Source organism: Streptomyces sp. NPDC051555, assembly GCF_044454405.1.
Classification (GTDB): domain Bacteria; phylum Actinomycetota; class Actinomycetes; order Streptomycetales; family Streptomycetaceae; genus Streptomyces.
This window is the reverse complement of the sequence record NZ_JBITDP010000001.1, coordinates 762,608-782,132: the sequence shown is the minus strand read 5'-3', so window position 1 is coordinate 782,132 and position 19,525 is coordinate 762,608. Positions and strand designations below refer to the sequence as shown.

The 19,525-nt window shown below is 73.4% G+C and carries 14 protein-coding genes; 7 read left to right on the top strand and 7 right to left on the bottom strand.

Features of this window, described 5'->3' with window-relative positions:
• Positions 1 to 230 precede the first annotated feature (230 nt).
• The 4 genes from ACIBEA_RS03340 to ACIBEA_RS03325 all read left to right on the top strand — a co-directional run bounded on the left by ACIBEA_RS03340 (position 231) and on the right by ACIBEA_RS03325 (position 4,220).
• Positions 231 to 737: a hypothetical protein gene (locus ACIBEA_RS03340; RefSeq protein WP_399257386.1), complete on the top strand. Its 507-nt coding sequence runs from the start codon at positions 231 to 233 to the stop codon at positions 735 to 737.
• Positions 738 to 1,064: 327 nt separating this feature from the next.
• Positions 1,065 to 1,442, top strand: coding sequence for a hypothetical protein (locus ACIBEA_RS03335; RefSeq protein WP_399257384.1), 378 nt, complete (start codon positions 1,065 to 1,067; stop codon positions 1,440 to 1,442).
• Between the two features lie 168 nt (positions 1,443 to 1,610).
• Entirely contained in the window at positions 1,611 to 3,236 is a 1,626-nt protein-coding gene (locus ACIBEA_RS03330; RefSeq protein WP_399257382.1) for an alpha/beta hydrolase, read from the top strand.
• Between the two features lie 312 nt (positions 3,237 to 3,548).
• Positions 3,549 to 4,220, top strand: coding sequence for a DUF4232 domain-containing protein (locus tag ACIBEA_RS03325; RefSeq protein WP_399257380.1), 672 nt, complete (start codon positions 3,549 to 3,551; stop codon positions 4,218 to 4,220).
• Between the two features lie 43 nt (positions 4,221 to 4,263).
• Here the strand turns inward: ACIBEA_RS03325 and ACIBEA_RS03320 are convergent, their stop codons facing one another.
• Entirely contained in the window at positions 4,264 to 5,301 is a 1,038-nt protein-coding gene (locus ACIBEA_RS03320; RefSeq protein ID WP_399257378.1) for a PP2C family protein-serine/threonine phosphatase, read from the bottom strand.
• Between the two features lie 112 nt (positions 5,302 to 5,413).
• Positions 5,414 to 6,706, bottom strand: coding sequence for a protein kinase (locus tag ACIBEA_RS03315; RefSeq protein WP_399257376.1), 1,293 nt, complete (start codon positions 6,704 to 6,706; stop codon positions 5,414 to 5,416).
• Positions 6,707 to 6,817: 111 nt separating this feature from the next.
• On the opposite strand from ACIBEA_RS03315, the gene ACIBEA_RS03310 reads away from it, so the two are divergent.
• A complete protein-coding gene (locus ACIBEA_RS03310; RefSeq protein WP_399257373.1) occupies positions 6,818 to 7,375 on the top strand; it encodes a hypothetical protein in 558 nt (185 codons plus the stop codon).
• 55 nt (positions 7,376 to 7,430) lie between these two features.
• Here the strand turns inward: ACIBEA_RS03310 and ACIBEA_RS03305 are convergent, their stop codons facing one another.
• From ACIBEA_RS03305 to ACIBEA_RS03285, 5 genes are all read right to left on the bottom strand, one after another.
• Positions 7,431 to 7,721, bottom strand: coding sequence for a hypothetical protein (locus ACIBEA_RS03305; protein ID WP_399257371.1), 291 nt, complete (start codon positions 7,719 to 7,721; stop codon positions 7,431 to 7,433).
• Positions 7,718 to 8,473, bottom strand: coding sequence for a DUF1524 domain-containing protein (locus tag ACIBEA_RS03300; RefSeq protein WP_399257369.1), 756 nt, complete (start codon positions 8,471 to 8,473; stop codon positions 7,718 to 7,720). The genes ACIBEA_RS03305 and ACIBEA_RS03300 overlap by 4 nt, the downstream gene beginning before the upstream one ends.
• 194 nt (positions 8,474 to 8,667) lie before the next feature.
• On the bottom strand, positions 8,668 to 10,278 hold the full coding sequence (locus ACIBEA_RS03295) for an alpha/beta hydrolase (protein ID WP_399257366.1): 1,611 nt from the start codon (positions 10,276 to 10,278) through the stop codon (positions 8,668 to 8,670).
• Positions 10,279 to 10,530: 252 nt separating this feature from the next.
• Entirely contained in the window at positions 10,531 to 12,174 is a 1,644-nt protein-coding gene (locus tag ACIBEA_RS03290) for an ABC transporter substrate-binding protein (protein ID WP_399257364.1), read from the bottom strand.
• A gap of 52 nt (positions 12,175 to 12,226) precedes the next feature.
• Positions 12,227 to 14,413: a hypothetical protein gene (locus ACIBEA_RS03285; RefSeq protein WP_399257362.1), complete on the bottom strand. Its 2,187-nt coding sequence runs from the start codon at positions 14,411 to 14,413 to the stop codon at positions 12,227 to 12,229.
• A gap of 283 nt (positions 14,414 to 14,696) precedes the next feature.
• On the opposite strand from ACIBEA_RS03285, the gene ACIBEA_RS03280 reads away from it, so the two are divergent.
• Positions 14,697 to 15,398: an NPP1 family protein gene (locus ACIBEA_RS03280; RefSeq protein WP_399257921.1), complete on the top strand. Its 702-nt coding sequence runs from the start codon at positions 14,697 to 14,699 to the stop codon at positions 15,396 to 15,398.
• A gap of 121 nt (positions 15,399 to 15,519) precedes the next feature.
• Positions 15,520 to 19,398 carry a helix-turn-helix domain-containing protein gene (locus tag ACIBEA_RS03275; RefSeq protein ID WP_399257360.1) on the top strand — a complete coding sequence of 1,293 codons (3,879 nt, stop codon included), beginning with the start codon at positions 15,520 to 15,522 and terminating at the stop codon, positions 19,396 to 19,398.
• Positions 19,399 to 19,525 lie beyond the last annotated feature (127 nt).

Here is a 19,525-nt window from a genome sequence, read left to right as displayed (position 1 = left end):
CCCGGGCGTCGGGGCCGGACGGGCCACGGTCCGCCGGGGTGCGGCCGCGTCGTCCCCCGGCGCCGGTCCCGGTCCTGCGGTCCTGCGGTCCTGCGGTCCTGCGGTCCAGGAGGACTTCGTCTGCGCGCTGCTGCACGAGTGAGGTCCAGCGGGTGCGGGGTCCGCGCCGGTGGGGGAAGCTGGGAATGCCGCAGTGCCTACGGCGGGCAGAGTGGTGAGGAAGGCCCTTCGTGAACGATTCAGCAGCCGAACGTCCCGCGCGCGCGTCCCGGCGCAGGGCGCGGATGAGCACGGTGTTGTGCGCGGCGGTGGCCCTGACGGCCGTCGCCGCTGCCCCGGTCGCCGCGCACCCCGGTGGGATGTCATCGGCGCGGGCGCTGGAGCGGCTGGACCCACCGGACCCGGTGGTGGTCGTCGACTGTTCCGCACAAGCCCGCATGCGCCCCCAGGAGTACCTCCTGGCCTGCGGTGACGGGAACAACCACCTCGTCGACCTGCGGTGGGACACCTGGGGCGCGCGGACCGCGACGGCCACCGGCACCGACATGGTGAACGACTGCCGCCCCTACTGCGCGGCCGGCCGTTTCCGCGCCTACCCGGTATCGGTGACGCTGAGCGACCCCCAGACCTGGCCCGCGCACCCGGACGTCCGGCGCTTCACGACGATCAGGCTCCTCTACACCGACACCGCGCCGCCCCCGGTCGCCAAGGACGTGACCTACAAGCTCGTGTACTGAGGGCACCCGAGCGGGGGCAGAACCATCGGTTCCGCACCTCGTCGCGACCCGGCGCGTCACGGCTGGGATCGGCACCCGCGGACGTCCGTTGGCTGTTTCCCGGTGGCCTCCCCGGGCACCCATCGGAGATGATCGGCGTCGCTCGCTGCCTCCTCACCTCGCTCGCTGGTCCACCTGCCCGTGCGGGGGAATCCCGGCCCCTCCCGAGAGCTGCCGGAGAACTGCACGCGGCAGCTCGATCTCGTACTGCTGCACCACTCGCTCCAGTTCGCACCCTCACGCTGGAAGGAGATACGAGGACGGCTCGGCCCAGGGCGTCCGCGGACCGTGACGCTGCCCGGCCCACGGCACACCGACGAAGCCCTGATCGACCACGGGGCACGGCTCCATCAGGAGAACCGGGATCTGTTCCACCAGCATCTCCACGCCGAGACCCTGTTCATGACCGGCAGCGCGGAGGCGTTCGGGGAAACCGCCCGGCACTTCTTCGACGTCGCCCGAAGCGGACCCCGCTACGTCCCCGTCCGTCCCGGCTACCCGCACTTCTGCACCGAACTCCACTCCAACGACGGCATCCTCGGCGACGCGCGCGAGATCCGCATCGAGTACTGCGACCAGTGGGACTCGCGCCGCCAGTTGTCGTCGGTTGTCCTCCCTGAGGGGGACGGGACTACGCGGGGACGGGGCGGGCCGTCCCGGAAGTGACGGCGGATCTGGGGACCTTGGGGGTGGGTTCAGGCCAGGTGTCTTGATTCCAGGTGGTACGCGTGGGGGACGGAAGGTCGGCTCTTGGGAGGGATCCGGTCTCACCAGCTCGTCCAACACAGTGGAGGTGCACGCGATTTCACCTGACGAAGGAACGGCACCACGCGCATGAAACCTCTCGCACCGCTGCTCGCCACCGCCGGGCTCCTGGCCACCGCTCTGCCCGGACTCGTGGCGTCCCCGGCGTCCGCCGCCCAGACGCCCGAATATCTGCGCCAGAAGCCGGCGTGGCACCGTTGCAGCCCCGATCGGCCGGCGGAGTACGAATGCGCGACCGTCAAGGTGCCGCTCGACTACCAGCGCCCCGAAGGGCGCACCCTCGACGTCGCCATATCCCGGATGAAGAGCGAGAACCCGGCCAAGCGGCGCGGCGTCCTCCTCATCAATCCCGGCGGCCCGGGGACCTCGGGCCTCCTCCGGCCGATACGGGCGAACACCGAGATACCCAAGGACGTCCGCGACCGCTACGACCTCGTCGGCTTCGACCCGCGCGGCGTGGGCGAGAGCAGCCCGATCGGCTGTGGTGAGCTGAGCGAGGCGGAGGTGGGCGCCGGCGGGGCCTACCGGCCCGAGACCTTCGCCTCGGACGTGGCCTGGGCCAAGGGGATCGCCGACAAGTGCCGTGAGAAGTCGGGCGATGTGATCCCGTACATCACCACCCGCAACACGGCGCGCGACATGGACGTCATCCGCGCCGCACTGGGAGAGCGGACGATCTCGTACCTGGGCTACTCCTACGGGACGTACCTCGGCACGGTGTACTCGCAGATGTTCCCGGAGCGCACCGACCGGTTCGTCCTGGACAGTGGCGTGGACCCGGGACGGACCTGGCGCGGCATGATCCAGGTGCAGGGGACCGGGGCCGAGCCCGCCTTCGAGCGGTGGACCCGATGGGCGGCGGAGCGCTCGGACACCTACGGGCTCGGCACCACGCCCGAGGCCGTCTCGGCCACCTTCTGGGCACTGGTGGCGCGGGCCGACCGAGAACCCATCAACCACTACGGACAGAGGATGACGGGCGACGACATCAGGGCCGACCCGTCGCTCTACTTCGATCCCCAAGCCGCCTCGGTCGTCATCAAGGGCATCAGGGCGTCCGCCGACAAGGCGCCCCAGCCGCCGGTGAACCCCGCTCCGGGCGGCACCGCTCCGGGCACGAGCGGGAAGGACGCCGGCAAGAAGGGGCCCGGCGCGCGGTCACCGCTCGGCGGTGTCCGGGCCGCCGGCCCGGGCGTCGACGCGGCCGGGGCCTCGGAGGTGCCGGACGCCACTCCCGCCGGCAACGCCACCGCCGCGTACTGGGCCGTGGTGTGCGGGGACGCGGACAACTGGCCCCGCGATCCGGACCAGTACGCGCGGGAGGCGGCGCAGGACAAGATCAAGCATCCGCTGTACGGGGACTTCGCCTCGAACATCAAACCGTGCGCCTTCTGGCAGCGGCCGCTGGAGCCCGCCACGCCCGTGAAGACCCGGGCCGATGTCCTGACCGTGCAGAACGAGTGGGATCCGATGACCCCGCTCAGCAGCGGCCAGGGGCTGCACCAGGCGCTCAAGGGATCGCGGATGGTGCTCGCGCTGGGCGGTGTGGGGCACGGCGTGTACCTCTCCACCCCCACGGCCTGCGCCAACATACCCGTCAACGCGTACCTCTCGACGGGCCGGCTGCCCGCCAAGGACGTCACCTGCCACAACCCGCCGCCCACCCCGAACCCGGAGGGTGCCGGAGCCCGCTGAGGACGGAGCCCGCGCCGCTCGCCGTCAAGATCGACTGCGTCACAGTTCCGCCCCAGGGGCCCAGTGGCCGAGAACGCGCGCGGAGCATGGCGGGAACCGCCATCTCCACTGGTCGGCGGCGTGGGCCGACCTGTGGTGTCGGCCGCACGGGCACGCGTCGTCCGACCATGCGTGTAACAGGAAGGTATGAGGGCAGGGGCGGACGGAACGGATCGGCACTCGGACGGGTCCTGTGGATCAGAAGTGCCCGCTCCCACCGGCCCGTTCGGGCCCGAGCCGCTCCGGCTGCCAACCGATCCCGAGGAAACAACGATGCGCGTCCACAAGATCACCTTCGCCGCCGTGGCCGTCGCCGCCGGTCTCTCGCTGACGGCGTGCCAGAACGGCGATGACGCCGCGGCACCGGGTGGCGGCCCGTCGTCCGCGTCCACCGCCTCCCCGGCCCCGTCCGCGCCGTCGACCACGGGCGGGGCCGACCAGAGCGGTGGCAAGGGCTCCCCCGCGGTCGCGGGCGGCAAGGGCACGGCGGCCGGGACCGGATCCGACAAGGGCGGCGCATCCGGCTCCGACAAGTGCCGCACCGGCGACCTGGAGATCACCGCGATCGACAGCACCATCGGCGGCGACACCGACGGTACGGTCGCGGTGCAGTTCAAGAACCACGGCAGCCGGGACTGCACGCTCTCCGAGTACGCCGGCGTCGATCTGAAGACCGACGCGGGGTCGATCTCCGCGAAGCGCACCGGCCAGCATCCCGGCCCGACCACCCTGAAGAAGGGTGCGGCGGTCTCCTTCGGCGTCACCTACCCGCTCAACACGTCGGGCGGTTCCGGCGTCCGCGTCACCGGCCTGGTCGTCACCCCGCCGGACGAGACGAAGTCGGTCAGCCTCGCCTGGCCGGGCGCCGCCACGCTGCCCGTCACGGACGGCAGCGGCTCCCCGGTCAAGGTCGGCCCGATCGGCAGCGCCGGCCAGGGCGGCTGACCCACCGCGAAGCGTCGTACCGCTCGCGCTCCGGGCTGACGCCTCAGGCTCGGCGCAGGCGGACGGCGAGGGCGGCGATGTCGTCGTCGAGGCGCCCCCTGCTGTAGTGCAGGAGATCGCGGTGGAGGGCGCTGAGGAGTTCGCGGGGCGGCGTACCGGGTTGTCGCCGCATCCACGTCGTCAGCGGGAAGAACTCGCCGTCGCGGGCGCGCGCCTCCGCGATCCCGTCGGTGTACAGGAGCAGCAGGTCGTCGGGGGCGAAATCGAAGGTGTCGACGGTGTAGTGGTCGCCGATCAGCTCCGCGAGGCTCAGCAACGGCGACGGCGTCGCCGTTTCGAGTACGTGCAGCCGGCTGCCGTTCAGGAGCAGTGGGGGAGGATGTCCGCAGTTGAGGATGTCGACGTGGCCGCCCTCGTGCGGGATCTCGGCGAGAAGCGCGGTGGCGAAGCGTTCCATGGCCCCCTCGGGCGGAAAGGCCGCGTTGTACCGGGTGCTGCTGGCGTCCAGCCTGCGGGCGACGACGACCAGGTCCTCCTCGTCGTACGCCGCCTCCCGGAAGGCGTTGACGATCGCGGCGGCCGCCCCCACCGCCGGCAGGCCCTTCCCCCGCACGTCGCCGATGAGCAGCCTGACCCCGTACTTCGTGTCGACGACCTCGTAGAAGTCCCCGCCGATGCGCGCCTCCGCCGCGGCCGCGAGGTACAGCGACTCGATCTCGACGCCGCCGATGCGGCGCGGCAGCGGGCTCAGCACCACCTGCTGCGCGGCCTCGGCGACGAGCCGCACCTGGAAGAGCGTGCGCTCGCGCTGGAGCCGGGCGTGGCTCCCGTACGCGGCAGCGACGGTCACCGCGATGATGCCCGCGGCCGTCCACCACGTCCCCAGGTCGGGGAAGACGAAGCCGAGGCCGATCATCAGCATGAGGCAGACCGTCCCGAGCAGGACGGTGGGCAGGACCGGCCACATGGCGGCGGCGAGGGCCGGCGCCGCGGGCAACAGTCGACTGAAGGCCATCTCCGGCGGCGTGGCATAGGCCAGGCTGGCGATGACGACGGTCAGGACGACCGGCGACAGACGCACGAGGCTTCCCGGGTCGGGGCGCCTACGGAGCCGCGGCCGTCCGGACTCGATCACATTGACCAGAATATAGGCGCATCGGGGGTACGGCGCTCCGACCGGCGTCACCGTCCGCTCACGCGGGACGACTGCCGGGCACCTTCCACCACAGCAGCCAGGCCCCCGTGCCCAGGATCAGGACGTTGGCCAGCATCATCAGGGGGCGCGTGGTGAAGCCGATGTCCCACCAGCCCAGCAGCCGCCGCAGCAGCTCCTGGGTGAGGAAGTACAGCGCCACGTCGGCGACGATGACGACGGCCCAGCAGACCGCGGGGCTCCAGCGCGGCCTGGGCAGGGCGTGCGGCAGACAGAGCACGAGGGTCACGGTGAGCGCCGCCGTCCCGTGCCCCCGGCGCACCACCTCACCCAGGTCGTTCCAGGGCAGGACCACGCCGGTGACCCACAGCAGCGCGTAGCAGCCGACGAGGCGCAGCAGGCGGGCCGTGGCCGGGGACGGTGGGGCGGTACGGGCGGTGGGCCGGGTGGGGTCCGGGGGCGCGGCGTCGAGCACGGTGGGGCGCGGGGGACCCGCCGGGGCGGGGGTCGGCCGCTCCTGCGCCAGCGCCTGCAGCGCGGTCAGTGCCTGCGCGGCGCCGATCCGGTGTTGCGGGTCCTTCGTCAGCAGCGCCACCAGCAGCGGGGCGAGCGGGCCCGCACGCCGCGTCGGCCGGGGTTCCTCGGTGGCGACGGCGATGCACAGCGCGGTGAAGCTGGGCGCGCTGAAGGGGGGTACGCCCTCGACGGCGCAGTAGAGGGTCGCCCCCAGCGCCCACAGGTCGGTCGCGGGTGCGGGCGACCCGCCCGTCAGCTGTTCGGGGGCCATGTAGGCCGGGGTGCCGATGAGCGCACCGGTGCGGGTGAGCGCCGTGGTCGCGTCCGCCGTGTGCGCGATGCCGAAATCGGTGAGGACCACCCGGTCCTCCGTCAGCAGGACGTTGTCCGGTTTGACGTCCCGGTGGACGACGCCCGACGCGTGGGCGCGGCCCAGTGCCTTCAGCATCGCCGCGCCGATCTCCGCGACCCGCTGGACGGGCAGTGCGCCGTCGCGCGCGACGGCCGCGGCGAGGGAGGTGCCGCTCACGTACTCCATGACGATCACGGGCGCGCCCTCGTGCTCGACCACGTCGTGCACGGTGATGATCCCGGGGTGGTTGAGCCGCGCCGCCGAGCGGGCCTCGCGCACCACCCGCCGGAGCAGGACGTCCCGCTGATCGCCGGTGGTGCCGGGCGGGAGCGTCACCTCCTTGATGGCCACCTCCCGGCCGAGCACCTCGTCCGTCCCCCGCCACACGCGGCCCATGCCGCCCTGGCCGACCAGCTCCAGGGGCCGGTAACGACCCCCGATCAGTACACCGCTCACCTCGGTCACGGCGCCAGCCTACGGCCCGAACTCCCGGCGTTCGCATGGTAGTCCGGCCGGTCCAATCACCGGCCGGGCGGTTCTGTAGGGTCGGGTGATCTACGAACGCGGGGGAAGAACATGTTCACGTCCACAGCACGGGGTGCGGCGATCGTCGTCGCGGCCCTGGCGGCGCTCACCGTTTCCTGCGGCCCGGGTCCCCAGCGGGCCGAGCCGGCCGCGCCGACCACCGCGGGCACCGCCGCCACCGGCGCCACGAGCCCCGCCGCGAGTCCCGCCACGGGTGCCGCCACCGAACCCACCACCGGGGGCTCGCCGTCGGCCAGTGCCCCGGGCCCGACGGCAGGGGCGGCCGACCCGGCGACCGCGCCCCCGGTGAAGGTCCGCGACGCCTTCGCCGGGCTCCAGGCGACCCTCGGCGGCTCCTGCACGCCGGGCGAATGCGCCTTCTTCCTGGGCCGGGTGTACGACGAACTGCACCAGATGGACAGGTCCATGAAGGCGGACCCGAAGGGACCGGGTCACTTCCCCGAGCCGATCGCCCTGATCGCGAAGCTCGACATGGAGCTCGCCGGCGACCGGTCCTTCGACAACCTCAAGGAGCACCAGACCCTGCTGATCGGCACCAGGGACAAGGTCAACACGTGGATGCAGGGCCACCCCGATGACTACCGGTGACTACCGCTGACGACCACCGCTGACGACCACCGACGACCCGGTCGGCCGTCAGCAGTCAGCCGTCGGCCTGCTCCTGGGCCCGGTAGCCGGCTCGGACCAGGGCGAGGGCCGCGCGGTGCAGGGCGTGGGGAGTGGCTTCGAGCCGGTGCGGCCCGGAGGTGAGCCGGTACCACTCCTCCGCGCCGGTGTACTGGATCTCCACCAGCGCCGGGCCGCCCGGCCGGGCGCTGGTGCGCAGGGTCAGGTCCCCGGTGATGACCCCGACCTCGTCGGTCATCGCTCCGCCGGGTCCCGCGACGACCTCGTCCACCCACTGCTCGGCGGCGCCCGCCCCGTCGTCGGTCATGAGGCGCAGGTGTCCAGCATCGTCGTCAGCATCTGCTTCTCCGCTTCCGTCACCGTCAGTCCGTACGTCGACTTGACGGTGGTCCAGGCCCGCCCGTACTGGCACCAGGCGCTCTTGTCGGTGGGCTGCCAGCTGTCCGGGGTCTGGTCGCCCTTGGACCGGTTGGAGGACGCGCTCACCGCGATCAGCTGCGGGCGGACGAGGTCGTTGGCGAACTCCTTGCGGCGCTGCGGGTCCCAGGCGGCGGCGCCGGAGCGCCACGCCGCGGCGAGGGGCACCATGTGGTCGATGTCCAGCTTGCCCGCGTCGGTGATCGTGACCCCGTCGTAGAGGCTGCGCCAGGTGCCGGAAGCGGCCTTGCAGTCCGTGTTCAGGGTGACGTCCTTGCCGTCGCGCTTGATGACGGTCTCGCGCGTGTCGCACTTGCTGCCCTGGTCGATCCAGTGCGTGAACTTGTCCCGGGAGTACCCGGACATCGAGCCGACGGGTGCGACCTTGAGCGCGGCCAACTGGGTGCGGGCCACCTGCACGGTGACCATGCCCGGCAGGACGTCCCCGGTGACCGGCTTGCCGTCATCGCCGCCGGAGCCCTTCTTGGACGCGGACGGCGAGGGGGATTTGGCGCCGGACGCCGACGCCGACGGCTTCCCGTCGCCCGCCCCCCGGTCGGTCGCGGTCTGCGAGCACCCGGCCAGGGCCAGCAGAACCGTTACCGCCAGGATCCCACCGGGCACCCGCATCTGACGTCCCATGTCCCCCACCCCACCCAGAACCGCACCGAACCCGTTGTCCGGTTCACCCTACCCAGTACCGATACTTCTCAAGAGGCGGGCTCGCCCGCACTCCTGCCCCACCGTCACCACGGGGCCGCCCGCACCGCCGCCGACACGGCAGCGGGGCCGCGGCCGACCCTACGGTCGACCGCGGCCCCGCTGCTCCGGGGTGTTCAGCGCAGGGTGGGGATCACGTCGCGCGTCTCGTCGACGCCGACGTTCGCGCTGCGGCGGGCCAGCGGGACCGCCGGCGCCTCGTCAGCGCAGACCGTTCCCCGCGCGGGCAGGGCCAGAGTGGCGAGGTAGTCGTTGACGAGCGCGCTGACGCACGCGCTGCGGTTGTAGGCGGTGTGTCCTTCGGCGGCGAAGGTGACCAGTCGTCCGTTCTCCAGCGTCCCGGCAAGGGCCACGGCGTCCTGGTACGGGGTGTCCGGGTCCCCGGTGTTCCCGAGGACCAGGATCGGCGCGGAACCCGCGGCCCGGTAGGAGCCCTCGAAGCGGCTCGCGCGCTCCGCCGGCCACTGGGCACAGGTGGGCGCGTGGTTGTGGTCGTAGGTGGGCGGCCCCAGGCCGATGGGGGTTCCCAGCAGCGGCGTCGTGGCGGACTCGGCGCCGACCATCGCGCCCAGGAGCAGTCGGCTGCTCGGGTAGACGCGGTCGGCGCACTCGACGGCCATGTTGACGTTGAGGAAGTCGAAGGAGCCGGGCGAGGGCGGGTTCAGCAGCCAGGTGGTCCGGTGCTCCTGGGCCGCCCGCAGGCTCTCGCCCAGGGCGGGCCAGATCTCCTTGCCCGAGTTGATGTTGAACATCATCCGGTAGGCGAGGGTGTAGCCGGTGGCCGGGCGTCCGCTCGCGGTGACGACCGGATCGGCGTCGAGGTCCCGCTTGAGCTGTTCGAAGGCCTGCCGGGCCTTGCCTTCACCGAACCCGCAGGTCGCGGCAGTCTGCGAACACCAGTCGAGGAACCGGCCGACCGCGGCGTCCAGGGCGACGAACTGGCCCGCGTCGTAGGCGTACGGGACGTCCGCGTAGTGCCGCGGGTCGTAGGAGCCGTCCAGGACCATGGCGCGCACGCGCCGGGGGAACTGGGCGGCGTAGACGGTGCCGACGTAACTGCCGAAGGACCGGCCGTAGAAGGTGAGCGTCTGCTCGCCGAGGGCCTGGCGGAGCAGGTCGATGTCCTTGGCGTTCGAGGCGGTGCCGATGAACGGCAGCAGGTCGCCGGAGCGCGCCTTGCAGGCGGCGCCGACCTCGCGGCCCTGTCGGACGGCGAGTTGCAGGGCCCCCGGGCCGGGGACGCCGCGCGCGGCGTCGACGGCGGCCGCGTACTCCTGGTCGTTCCAGCACTCGATCTGGCCGCTGCGCTTGACCCCGCGCATGTCGTAGCCGACGACGTCGAAGCCGTCCCGGAGCGATGCGGGCAGCGCGTCGTAGCTGTCGCGCGCGAAGTCCACTCCGGAGTTGCCGGGGCCGCCGGGGTGCAGCAGCAGGACGCCCGTGCGGTGGGCCGGGTCGGCGGCGAGGTGCCGGGTGACCGCGATCGGGATGGTGCGCCCGGTGGGCTCGCGGTAGTCGAGCGGGACCTGGGCGGTCGCGCACTCGAAGCCGTCGCCCGGGTCGGCGCAGGGCCCCCAGGTCAGCGTGGGAACGGGCGGGGCGGCGGCGAGCGGCGTCGCCCCGGCCGCGCCGGGGATGCCCCCGAGGAGGGCCGTGACCGCGACCAGGACGAGGGATATCCCCCACACCCCTCGCTTGCGCGGATGGTCGGTCGAGCGGGTCTGCATGCGGGGCAACTCCCTCTGTGGCAGGTCGATGAGGCCGCGCACGAGGTCGGCGGGCACGGGGTCGGGGGGAGGGACCCCTGCCCGCCCTGGCTCGGCTGAGCAGCGGCACGCCCAGGTTGCCACTCGCGGACCCGGCCGGGATAGACGCCGAGCCGTACAAGATCCGGAACGATCGGCCCCGTTCCGCCCCGCCCCGCTCGCGAGGGGCGGGCGGGTCGGGGCGGGCGTACGGGTGCGGGTACGGTACGGGCCTCAGCAGCCCGGGGCGCCGGTGCCGCCGCGCTGCGGCAGGCTCAGGTTGGGGGCGGAGTTCGGCCAGGTCAGCGAGACCGTCTTCGTCTTCCCGTCCGGCTGGATCTCCACGACGGGGGCCGGCTTGCCCACGGGGTTGCCGTCGACGCCGAAGGACAGCCAGCCGCTGGCGCCCGGCAGCATCTGCGCGCAGTAGAACTGGTGCAGGATGCCGGTCTCCAGGCCCGGGTTCTTCAGCCCCGCACTGTCCTGTCGGGCCGCGCTGATGGCGGCCACCGTGGCGTCGTGGGTGAGCATCGCCTGGCCGTTGGCGAGGTCGGCCGGGTCGAAGGCGAGGGCCGCCGCGTCCCCCTGGGTGGTGAGGCGCTGGCTCGTGCACGGGTCGGGCCGTCCGGTGTACGCCGCCCAGAACTGGTCGTAGTTGTGCTTCGCGTCCGAGCCGGGGCACGCGGTGCCCCACTGGTCCGGGCTGGCCAGCGCCGTGTAGGCCACCGCGACCCGGCCGGAGGCGACCCCCTTGAGGACCGCTTCGTCGTGGATGGCCTCGGAGGCGTCGTCCCCGGCGAGGATGTGCAGCTGGGTGATCCCGCAGGGCGAGCCCTGGACCCAGTTCTCCACGAAGGCGCCGAGGTCGCGGCCGCGGCCGGCGAAGTAGACGATCGACGGCTGGGCCTGGCAGAGGTTCGCGTGCATCAGGTTGAACTGGTTGATCAGGTACGCCTTGCGGCCGGAGCCGCTGGGCAGGCTCTTGGGCGAGGTGTACGGCAGGACGGTGACGGTGCGGTTCGGCGCCTGGAGGCGGACCTTCGCCTCGGCCGCGAGGGTGGCCGTGTAGTCGTCACCCACGACCCCGTCGGCGACCACGGCGAGCGAGCTCACGGCAGGACGCAGCCCGGCGACGTACTGGTTCGCGGCGATCACCGAGTCGGTGTTGGTCGGCGAGACCCGGAACATGTCCGTGATCAGCCGCTTGCCCGCCGGGTCGGTGGGGTCGAGGTTCATCGAATTGCCGGTGACCGTCGAGCCGATGACGGGGATGTGGAGCTTGGCGGAGATCGCGGCGGCGGCCTGCCGGGTCTCCTCGGTGCTCTGACCGAGGCCGACGACGGCGGAGATGTGTTCGGCCTCGGCGTGCTTCTCGATGCGGGCCACCGTCTCCTTCCACGCGCCGTACTGGCTGCCCATGTTGGCCAGGTAGAGCTTCACGCCGGGCGTACTGCCGTACGCGGCCGTGTTGTTCGCCCGCCAGACGGCGGCGACGGCCCCTTCGATGTTGGGGTAGAGGGAGTCGTAGGTGAGGGTGTCCACGTCGGCGACGGGCGAGAGGTCGAGCAGCAACACCACACTGCTGGAAGGACCCTTGACGGCCGCGTTGGACGTCTTGATCATCTCCTCCAGCTTGCGCATGCGCTCCGGTTCGGCCTTGGTGAAGGGGGCGCTCTCCAGGTTCACCCCTACGCAGGCCGGCGGGGAGCCGGCCGCGGTCATCCCCGACCCACAGCTCAGGGCGGGCCGGTTGAAGTAGTCGTAGGTCCAGCGGGCGCCGAAGACCACACCGGCGAGGACGACGAGGGCGGCGGCCAGGGACAGCACCGGATGACGGCGCAGTCCTCCGAGTCGAGGATTGTGGACACCTACGGTCATGAACCACTCCTAGCGGTGCGCCCGGGCCCGCCCCTCGGCGGGCCCGGAGGGGTCAGGCGAAGAGCGCGCCCGCTTGCTGGAGTGCGCTGACGTCCAATAAGCGGGAGTTGTGCGACAGCCGTTCGAAGCCTTCTTCGATCTGGGCGTCCCAGCCGTGGCTGTGTTCGGTGAGCGGGTCGTTGTAGAGCCAGAGCAGGGCCAGCAGCTTGGCCGTGGCCACCGTCACCACGCCGCTCCCCCGCCCCTCGATCCCGGCGAGCAGGAGCGCGTACACCTGCGGGGCGGACCGTTCGTGGACGAACCGGCAGGGCGCCGACGCCAGGTAGTCGAGCAGCCGCACCCACGCCCGGTGGTCACGGTCGAAGCGGGCGGCCAGCGCGTCGGCCACCGGGGCGAACCGGCCCAGGCACAGCTCGTAGAAGAGGCGTTGCTCCTCGACGGCCTCCGGCGTCCGGCCGCGGGCCGCCGACATCGCCGCCAGCGCCTCGGCCTGGCGGACGAACACCCCGTCCCAGGGGTCGACGGGCGGCGCGTCGGCCTCCCCGGGCGTCCGGGCGCGGCCGCCCGCCGGCGGTTCGGCGGGCGCGGCGGACAGCGCGGTCAGGACGCAGCGGCTCAGCCACGGGTGCAGGGCTGGGGGCCGGTCCGCCGGACCCCAGCCGACCTCGCGGATGCGGGAGGGCGCGTGGGCGTGCGTACTGACCCACAGGTTGCGGCGGAGCAGCTCCAAGCTGTGCGGGAGGTCGGTGAGTTCGGCCGGCACCCACGGGTCGTCGGCGGTGCGCGCGTCGGCGAGGTAGGCCGCGGCCAGCACGATGGCGGGCGGCGGCGTCCAGCGCTCGGCGGGCACGGCGAGCCCCTCGGGCAGGCTGGTCTGCAGGGCGCGCGACCACAGCGGTCTGCCGCCCGGGTCGAGGGCGGCGGGCAGGGATCTCTCGATCGCGGTGGCGTCGCCGTCCGGCAGCGCGCCCTCGCGCTGTTCCTTCACCGCGGTGACGGCGCCCCAGTGACCACCGGTGAGCCGGTGGGCGACGGAGGCGGCCAGCGGCGGCGCGAGCGGTCCCGGGGCGCCGGTGACGTACCCGACCTGGTCCTCGGTCATCGGGTCGAGCCACACCGGGTACCAGTGGGACGCCACCGAGTCCGGGTCCGCGGCGGCGCCCGCGTCGTCCTCCCGGGCCCACTGGGCGCGGTCGGCGCGCGCGAGCAGGGGGACGCGGCGCTGCGAGGTGCCCGCGATCGGGGTGGTCCGCCAGGGCTCGCACCAGCGGGTGGTCCACTCGGGCTGCCACTGGTCGCAGGCGGCGAGCACGACGAGCGGGTCGGGCTTGGCCGAAGCGCCCTGTCCGGTCTGCCGGTTGCGGATGCGCGCGTTGATGAGGGCGCCCAGGAAACGGCGTCCGGCGGCGGTCTGCGCGCCGTCCACCAGGAGGACCCACGCGTGGTCGTGGCGCCCGCGGGCCGCTTCGTGCTCGGGCACCTCGCAGGAGCAGGTGGACCGCAGGGCCGGGTGGCGTTCGGCCTGCTCCTGGGCGTCGGCGAGGAAGGCCGAGAGGAGCGGGGCCACGGCGGCCGAGCGCGACGCGGAACTGAGCCGGATCAGGGCGTCGACGTAGCCGGCGTCCTCCGCCTCCGGGATGCTGACATGCCAGCGCAGGGCGTCGCGCAGGCCCCAGCGGGCGGCGCTCTGGAGCAGGGAGCCGATGACGGGTCGGGCCTGGTCCCGGACGGCGGCGACCACTTGGCTGCCGGTCCCGGAGACCAGCGGGCTGAGCGCGCCGGTGGCCACGACGTCCATGGTGGTGACCGCGGCGCCCGCGACCCGGGTGGCGAAGCGGCCCGGCCGGGTGCCCCGCGTGTAGGCCTGTATCAGCCCCCTGATCTGGTCGGTGGCCCGGGTGCGGTCGGTCTCCAGGTTCTCGTTGAGTGCGAGCAGCCCGAGGGCGAAGCGGTGGAAGACGGGGCTGCGGCGCAGGGTGTCCCAGCCGCGCATCATCTGGAAGGCCGCCAGGGTCGCGGCGGACACCGGGTCCACCGGGTTCTCGTTGAAGTCGAGGTGGGCGTGCACCACCGTCGAGCCGCAGCCGTGGGACAGGTTGGCCAGCAGGGTGGACTTGCCCGATCCGCGCGGTCCGAGCAGCGCCATGACGGGCTGCCGCTGTTGTGGATAACGCCAGATCATGTGCCGCAGGAACGCATCGGTCCCCTGCGCGTGGCCCGGCTCCGTCGTTGCGCTCACCATTGCCCCCGCCCCCCAGCTGGTCGCGTCGCCCGCGTCGACGCAACGGAAGTAAACACCGAACGGACGCTCCGTGACGGGCATACCGCGGATATTGAGGATCGCGAGAACTGCCGCGGCCGGGGCTCGTGTTCGGCGCTGCGGGGCCGCAGAATGCCAGCACCCCCACACAGGTCGAGGAGTTGATGTGCGCACACTGCCCCCTTCCGCGACGGCGCCCGGGCGCCGGAGCGGGATACGACGGTTCGTGACCACCGCTTCACTGGGCGCGGCGGCGCTCGTGATGACGCTGCCGGCGCTCGCCTCCGCCGACGTACTGCCCTCGCTCCCGCAGGACGCGGACGGGCTGGAACAGACGTTCTCCCCGGCCTACGACTACGACCGGGACGGCTGTTACGCCACCGCGGCCATCAGCGGCGACGGGCGGCTCAACCCCGGACTGAAGCTCGGCGGGGACGTGAACGGGCACTGCCGGGACGCCGCGCAGCTGCAGAACTCGAACACGTACGCGCGCGAGAAGTGCGACAACGGCTGGTGCGCGGTCATGTACGCGAGCTACTTCGAGAAGGACCAGGCCACTCTCGGCCCGGCGGCCATCGGGCACCGGCACGACTTCGAGCACGTGGTGGTCTGGATCAAGGACAACCAGGTCCAGTACGTGTCGACTTCGCAGCACAGCGGCTGGAAGTGGTACCCCCGCTCCGCCGTCCGCTTCGACGGGACGCACCCCAAGGCCGTCTACCACAAGGACGGCGCCTCGACCCACTTCTTCCGGCTGGCCAACAGCAATGACGAGCCGCCCGAGAACCACACCGGTGGCTGGTTCCACCCCCGTCTCGTCGGCTGGAACGGCTATCCGGCCGGCCTGCGGGACAAGCTGATGAACGCGGACTTCGGCGCGGCCACCATCAAGATCACCGACGGCCGTTTCGGCGACGCGCTGAACGCCGCCAAGCCCCCCATCCCGTTCAACGCCTACAGCTAGGGCCGTGGGCCTGTGACCGGGAGGCGGTCGGGAGCCGCCGGCCGGACGGTCGGGTGAGCGTCAAGCGGAGGAACTCCTCTCCGTTATGCGTACGTCCCTCCCCTGCGGGAAAGTACGCCCCGTGCCGACCGATGATGGGACGACCGGTGGATTCCCGGCGGAGCTGCGGCGCATGCGCCAGCTGCGCAAGATGTCGCTCTCGGCTCTTGCCCGCTCCGTCCACTACAGCAAGGGGTACCTGAGCAAGATCGAGAACGGCGGCAAGCCGCCGACCCCCGACCTCGCCCGCCGCTGCGACGAGGCGCTCGACGCCGGCGGTGAGCTGGCCCGGCTGGTCCCGGCCCAGCGTCCGGCGGCGGGCGCCGCCGCGCGCACGGACGAAGGCCGCGCGGCCGAGGGCGGGCCCCCACCGGGATCGGCCGCGGTCTGCCCCTACCGGGGGCTCGCGGCGTACGGGCCCCAGGACGCCCAGTGGTTCTTCGGCCGGGACGGGGACACGGCGGAGCTGGCGGCCCGGCTGGCCGAGCGGATCGGGCAGGGGGCGCTGGCCGTGGTGGCCCCGTCGGGGGCGGGGAAGTCCTCGCTGCTGCGGGCGGGCCTGCTGCCCGCGCTGCGGCGCGGGGTGCTGCCGGTGACGGGAGCGGGTGACTGGCCGGTGGTGCTGTGCACGCCGGGTGCGCATCCGCTGAAGGAACTGCTGCGCTGTGCGGCCGAGGTGCTGGGTGCGGCGGCCGCGGGGATCACCCCCGAGGAGTTGGCCGGGCGGCCGGAGGTGCTGCTGGAGGCGGCGGTGGCCGCGCGCGGGCGGGGCGGACTGGTGCTCGTCGTCGACCAGTTCGAGGAGGTCTTCACGCTCTGCGAGGACGACCGGGAACGCCGCTCCTTCGTCCGGGTGCTGCACGTACTGGCCGCGGCCGCCGGGTCGGCCCGCGCGCCGGCCGACCCGACCGGCGGGGCGAGCCGGGACCGGGGGCCCGGTCCGGTGCACGGGCCGGGTGCGGCCGGCGCGGTGGACGCCGGCGCCGCCACGACCGCCGTGGTGATCGGGATCCGCGCGGACTTCTGCGGTCACTGCCTCGACCACCCGGAGCTCGTCGAGGTCTTCACCCACGGGCTGTTCGCCCTGGGACCGATGTCCGGCGCGCAACTGCGCGAGGCGATCACCGGACCGGCCGACCGGGCCGGGCTCAGCCTGGAGGGCGGCCTCGTCGAACTGCTGCTGCGCGACCTCGGGGACGGCTCCGCGGCCGACGCCGGATCGCTGCCGCTGCTGGCCCACACCCTGCTCATCACCTGGCAGCAGCGCGCCGGTACGACCCTGACGGTCGCGGGATACGAGATGACGGGCGGCATCCACGGAGCGGTCGCCCGCACCGCGGAGTCCGTCTTCGGCCTGCTCGACCCGGCCGAGCGCCGGATGACGCGCGAACTCCTCGTCCGGCTGGTCCACATCGCCGAGGGTTCGGCGCAGACCCGCCGACCGGTGGAGCGCGGTCGGCTGCTGCGCCAGTTGCCCGAGCCCGCGGCCGGGGGCCGGGCCCTCGACGCCTTCATCGAGGCCCGGCTCGTGACGGCGGGCGGCGCGACCGTGGAGATCACCCATGAGGCGCTGCTGCACGCCTGGCCGCGGCTGCGCGAGTGGACCGAGCGCGACCGGGCCTCGTTGCGGATGCGTCAGCAGCTCTCCGAGGCGGGGGCCGAGTGGGCCGCCGGAGGGCGCGATCCGAGCCTGCTCCACCGGGGGACCCGGCTGGCGGGCGTACGGGAGTGGCTGGACCGGGCCGCCGACCGCTCCGGGCTCGGGCCCGAGGAACAGGAGTTCGTCGACGCGTGCGAGGCGGAGGAGGACCGGCGCGAGCGGGCCGTGCTGCGCCAGAGCCGGGTCCGCCGGGCCATGGTGGTCACGCTGGCCGGGTTGCTCGCCGTCGCCCTGACCGCCGGGGCCCTGGCCCTCCAGCAGCGGTCACAGGCGGTGGACCAGCGGCGCACCGCGCAGTCCCAGGCGATGGCGGTGCGGGCCGGGCTGCTCGCGGCGGGGCAACCCGAGGCGTCGATGCTGCTCGCGGCCGGCGCGTACGGCACCGCGCCGACCCCGCAGGCGCGCGGCGCGCTGCTGAGCACCCAGGCGCAGTACTTCGCCGGCCGGCTCCCCGGGCACGAAGGGCCGGTCAACTCCGTCGCCTTCAGCCCGGACGGGAAGCTCATCGCCTCGGCCAGCTCGGACACCACCATCCGCTTGTGGGACGTCGCCGCGCGCACCCCGGTGGCCACGCTGCGGGGCCACACGGGCCCGGTGACCTCGGTCGCCTTCAGCCCCGACGGACTGCGGCTGGCGACGGCGAGCGCGGACGGGACCGTGCGGCTCTGGGACACGACCGCGCACCGGATCACCGCGACGCTGACGGGGCACCGCGGTGCGGTGCGCTCGGTGGCCTTCGCTCCGGACGGCCGGACGCTGGCCAGCGGCGGCCTCGACCGCACCGTCCGGCTGTGGAACCTGCCCGAGGGCACCTTCCGGGCCGTGCTGACCGGGCACGAGGACACGGTCATGGGCGTGGCCTTCAGCCCCGACGGCGCCACGGTCGCCTCGGCCGGAGCCGACCGCACCGCACGCCTGTGGAGCGTCGCCGGGGAGCGGCAGGTGGCGGTCCTCGCCGACCACACCGACCAGGTCCTCGGGGTCGCCTTCAGCCCGGACGGGCGCACGCTCGCCTCCGGCGGCGCCGACCGGACCGTACGGCTGTGGGACCTGCCGGCGGGCACGGTGCGCGCCGTCCTCACCGGGCACGGCGACGACGTCAACAGCGTCGCCTTCACCCGCAGCGGTGACACGCTCATCAGCGGGAGCGGCGACGGCACGGTGAAGCTGTGGGACCCGGTCACCCGCAAGACGGTCACCACCCTGTCCGGCCACACCGACTACGTGCAGGCCGTCGCCGCCGGACCCGGGCAGGAGTTGGCCACCGGCGGGTTCGACCAGTCCGTGGTCCTGTGGGACCCGGGCCGGACCGCGCTGGCCGCGCGGCCGTTCACCGAGTCGTGGCAGTCGGCCTTCTCCCCGGACGGGCGGCTGCTGGCCGCCGCCGAGGCGGACGGCACCGTGCGGATCTGGGACACCGCCCGGCGTCGGCTGCTCAACACCCTGACCGGGCACGACGGTTCCGTCTTCGCCGTCGTCTTCTCCCCCGACGGGCGGCTCATCGCCTCCGCGGGGGCCGATCGGACGGTCAGGGTGTGGCAGGCGGCGACGGGCGAGCCGTACGCGAAGCTCACCGGCCACGTCGGTTCCGTGTTCGCCCTCGCCTTCGCCCCCGACGGCCGGGAACTCGCGTCGGCGAGCGCCGACCGCACGGTCGCGCTGTGGAACGTGGCGTCACGGCAGCGCGACGCCGTGCTCGAAGGCCACCAGGACTTCGTCAACGCCGTCGCCTTCAGCCCGGACGGCCGGACCCTCGCCACCGGCAGCGACGACCTGACGGTGCGCCTGTGGGACGCGGCGGAACCCGGGCACCCGCAGCGCGCCGTGCTGCGCGGGCACACCGGATCGGTGCGCGGGATCGCCTTCGCACCGGACGGACGGACCCTGGCCAGTGGGGGCAACGACGGGCTGGTGCGGCTGTGGGACATCGGACGGCGGGCGGCGGGCGGCACCCTCGCGGGCCACAACGGCTCGGTGCGGGCGGTGGCGTTCAGCCCGGACGGCGCGGTCCTCGCGAGCAGCGGCAGCGATCAGACCGTGAAGCTGTGGGACCCCGTGGGCGACCGTCAGCTCGCCACGCTGAGCGGACACACCGGCCCCGTCTGGGGAGTCGTCTTCGACCCGGTGCTCCCGGGCACGCTGGCGAGCAGCAGCAACGACGGGACCGTCCGGCTGTGGAACACGGACGTCACGCGGCGCAGGACCGAGTTGTGCCGGCTGGTGGGTGACACCGGGAGCGCGCGGTGGGCCCGGATCCTGCCGGACGAGCCGTACCAACGGGTCTGCCCGGCCCGGCGGTAGGGCGGCCGCGGGCCCCTGGGGCCTTGTGGTCCCCGCGTTCCCCGCGGTCCCCGTCGCCCCCCGCGGGCGCCGAAGGGGGCCGTTTCCCGGGGGTTTCCCGTTTCCCACTCGTACGGGCGACGCGTGG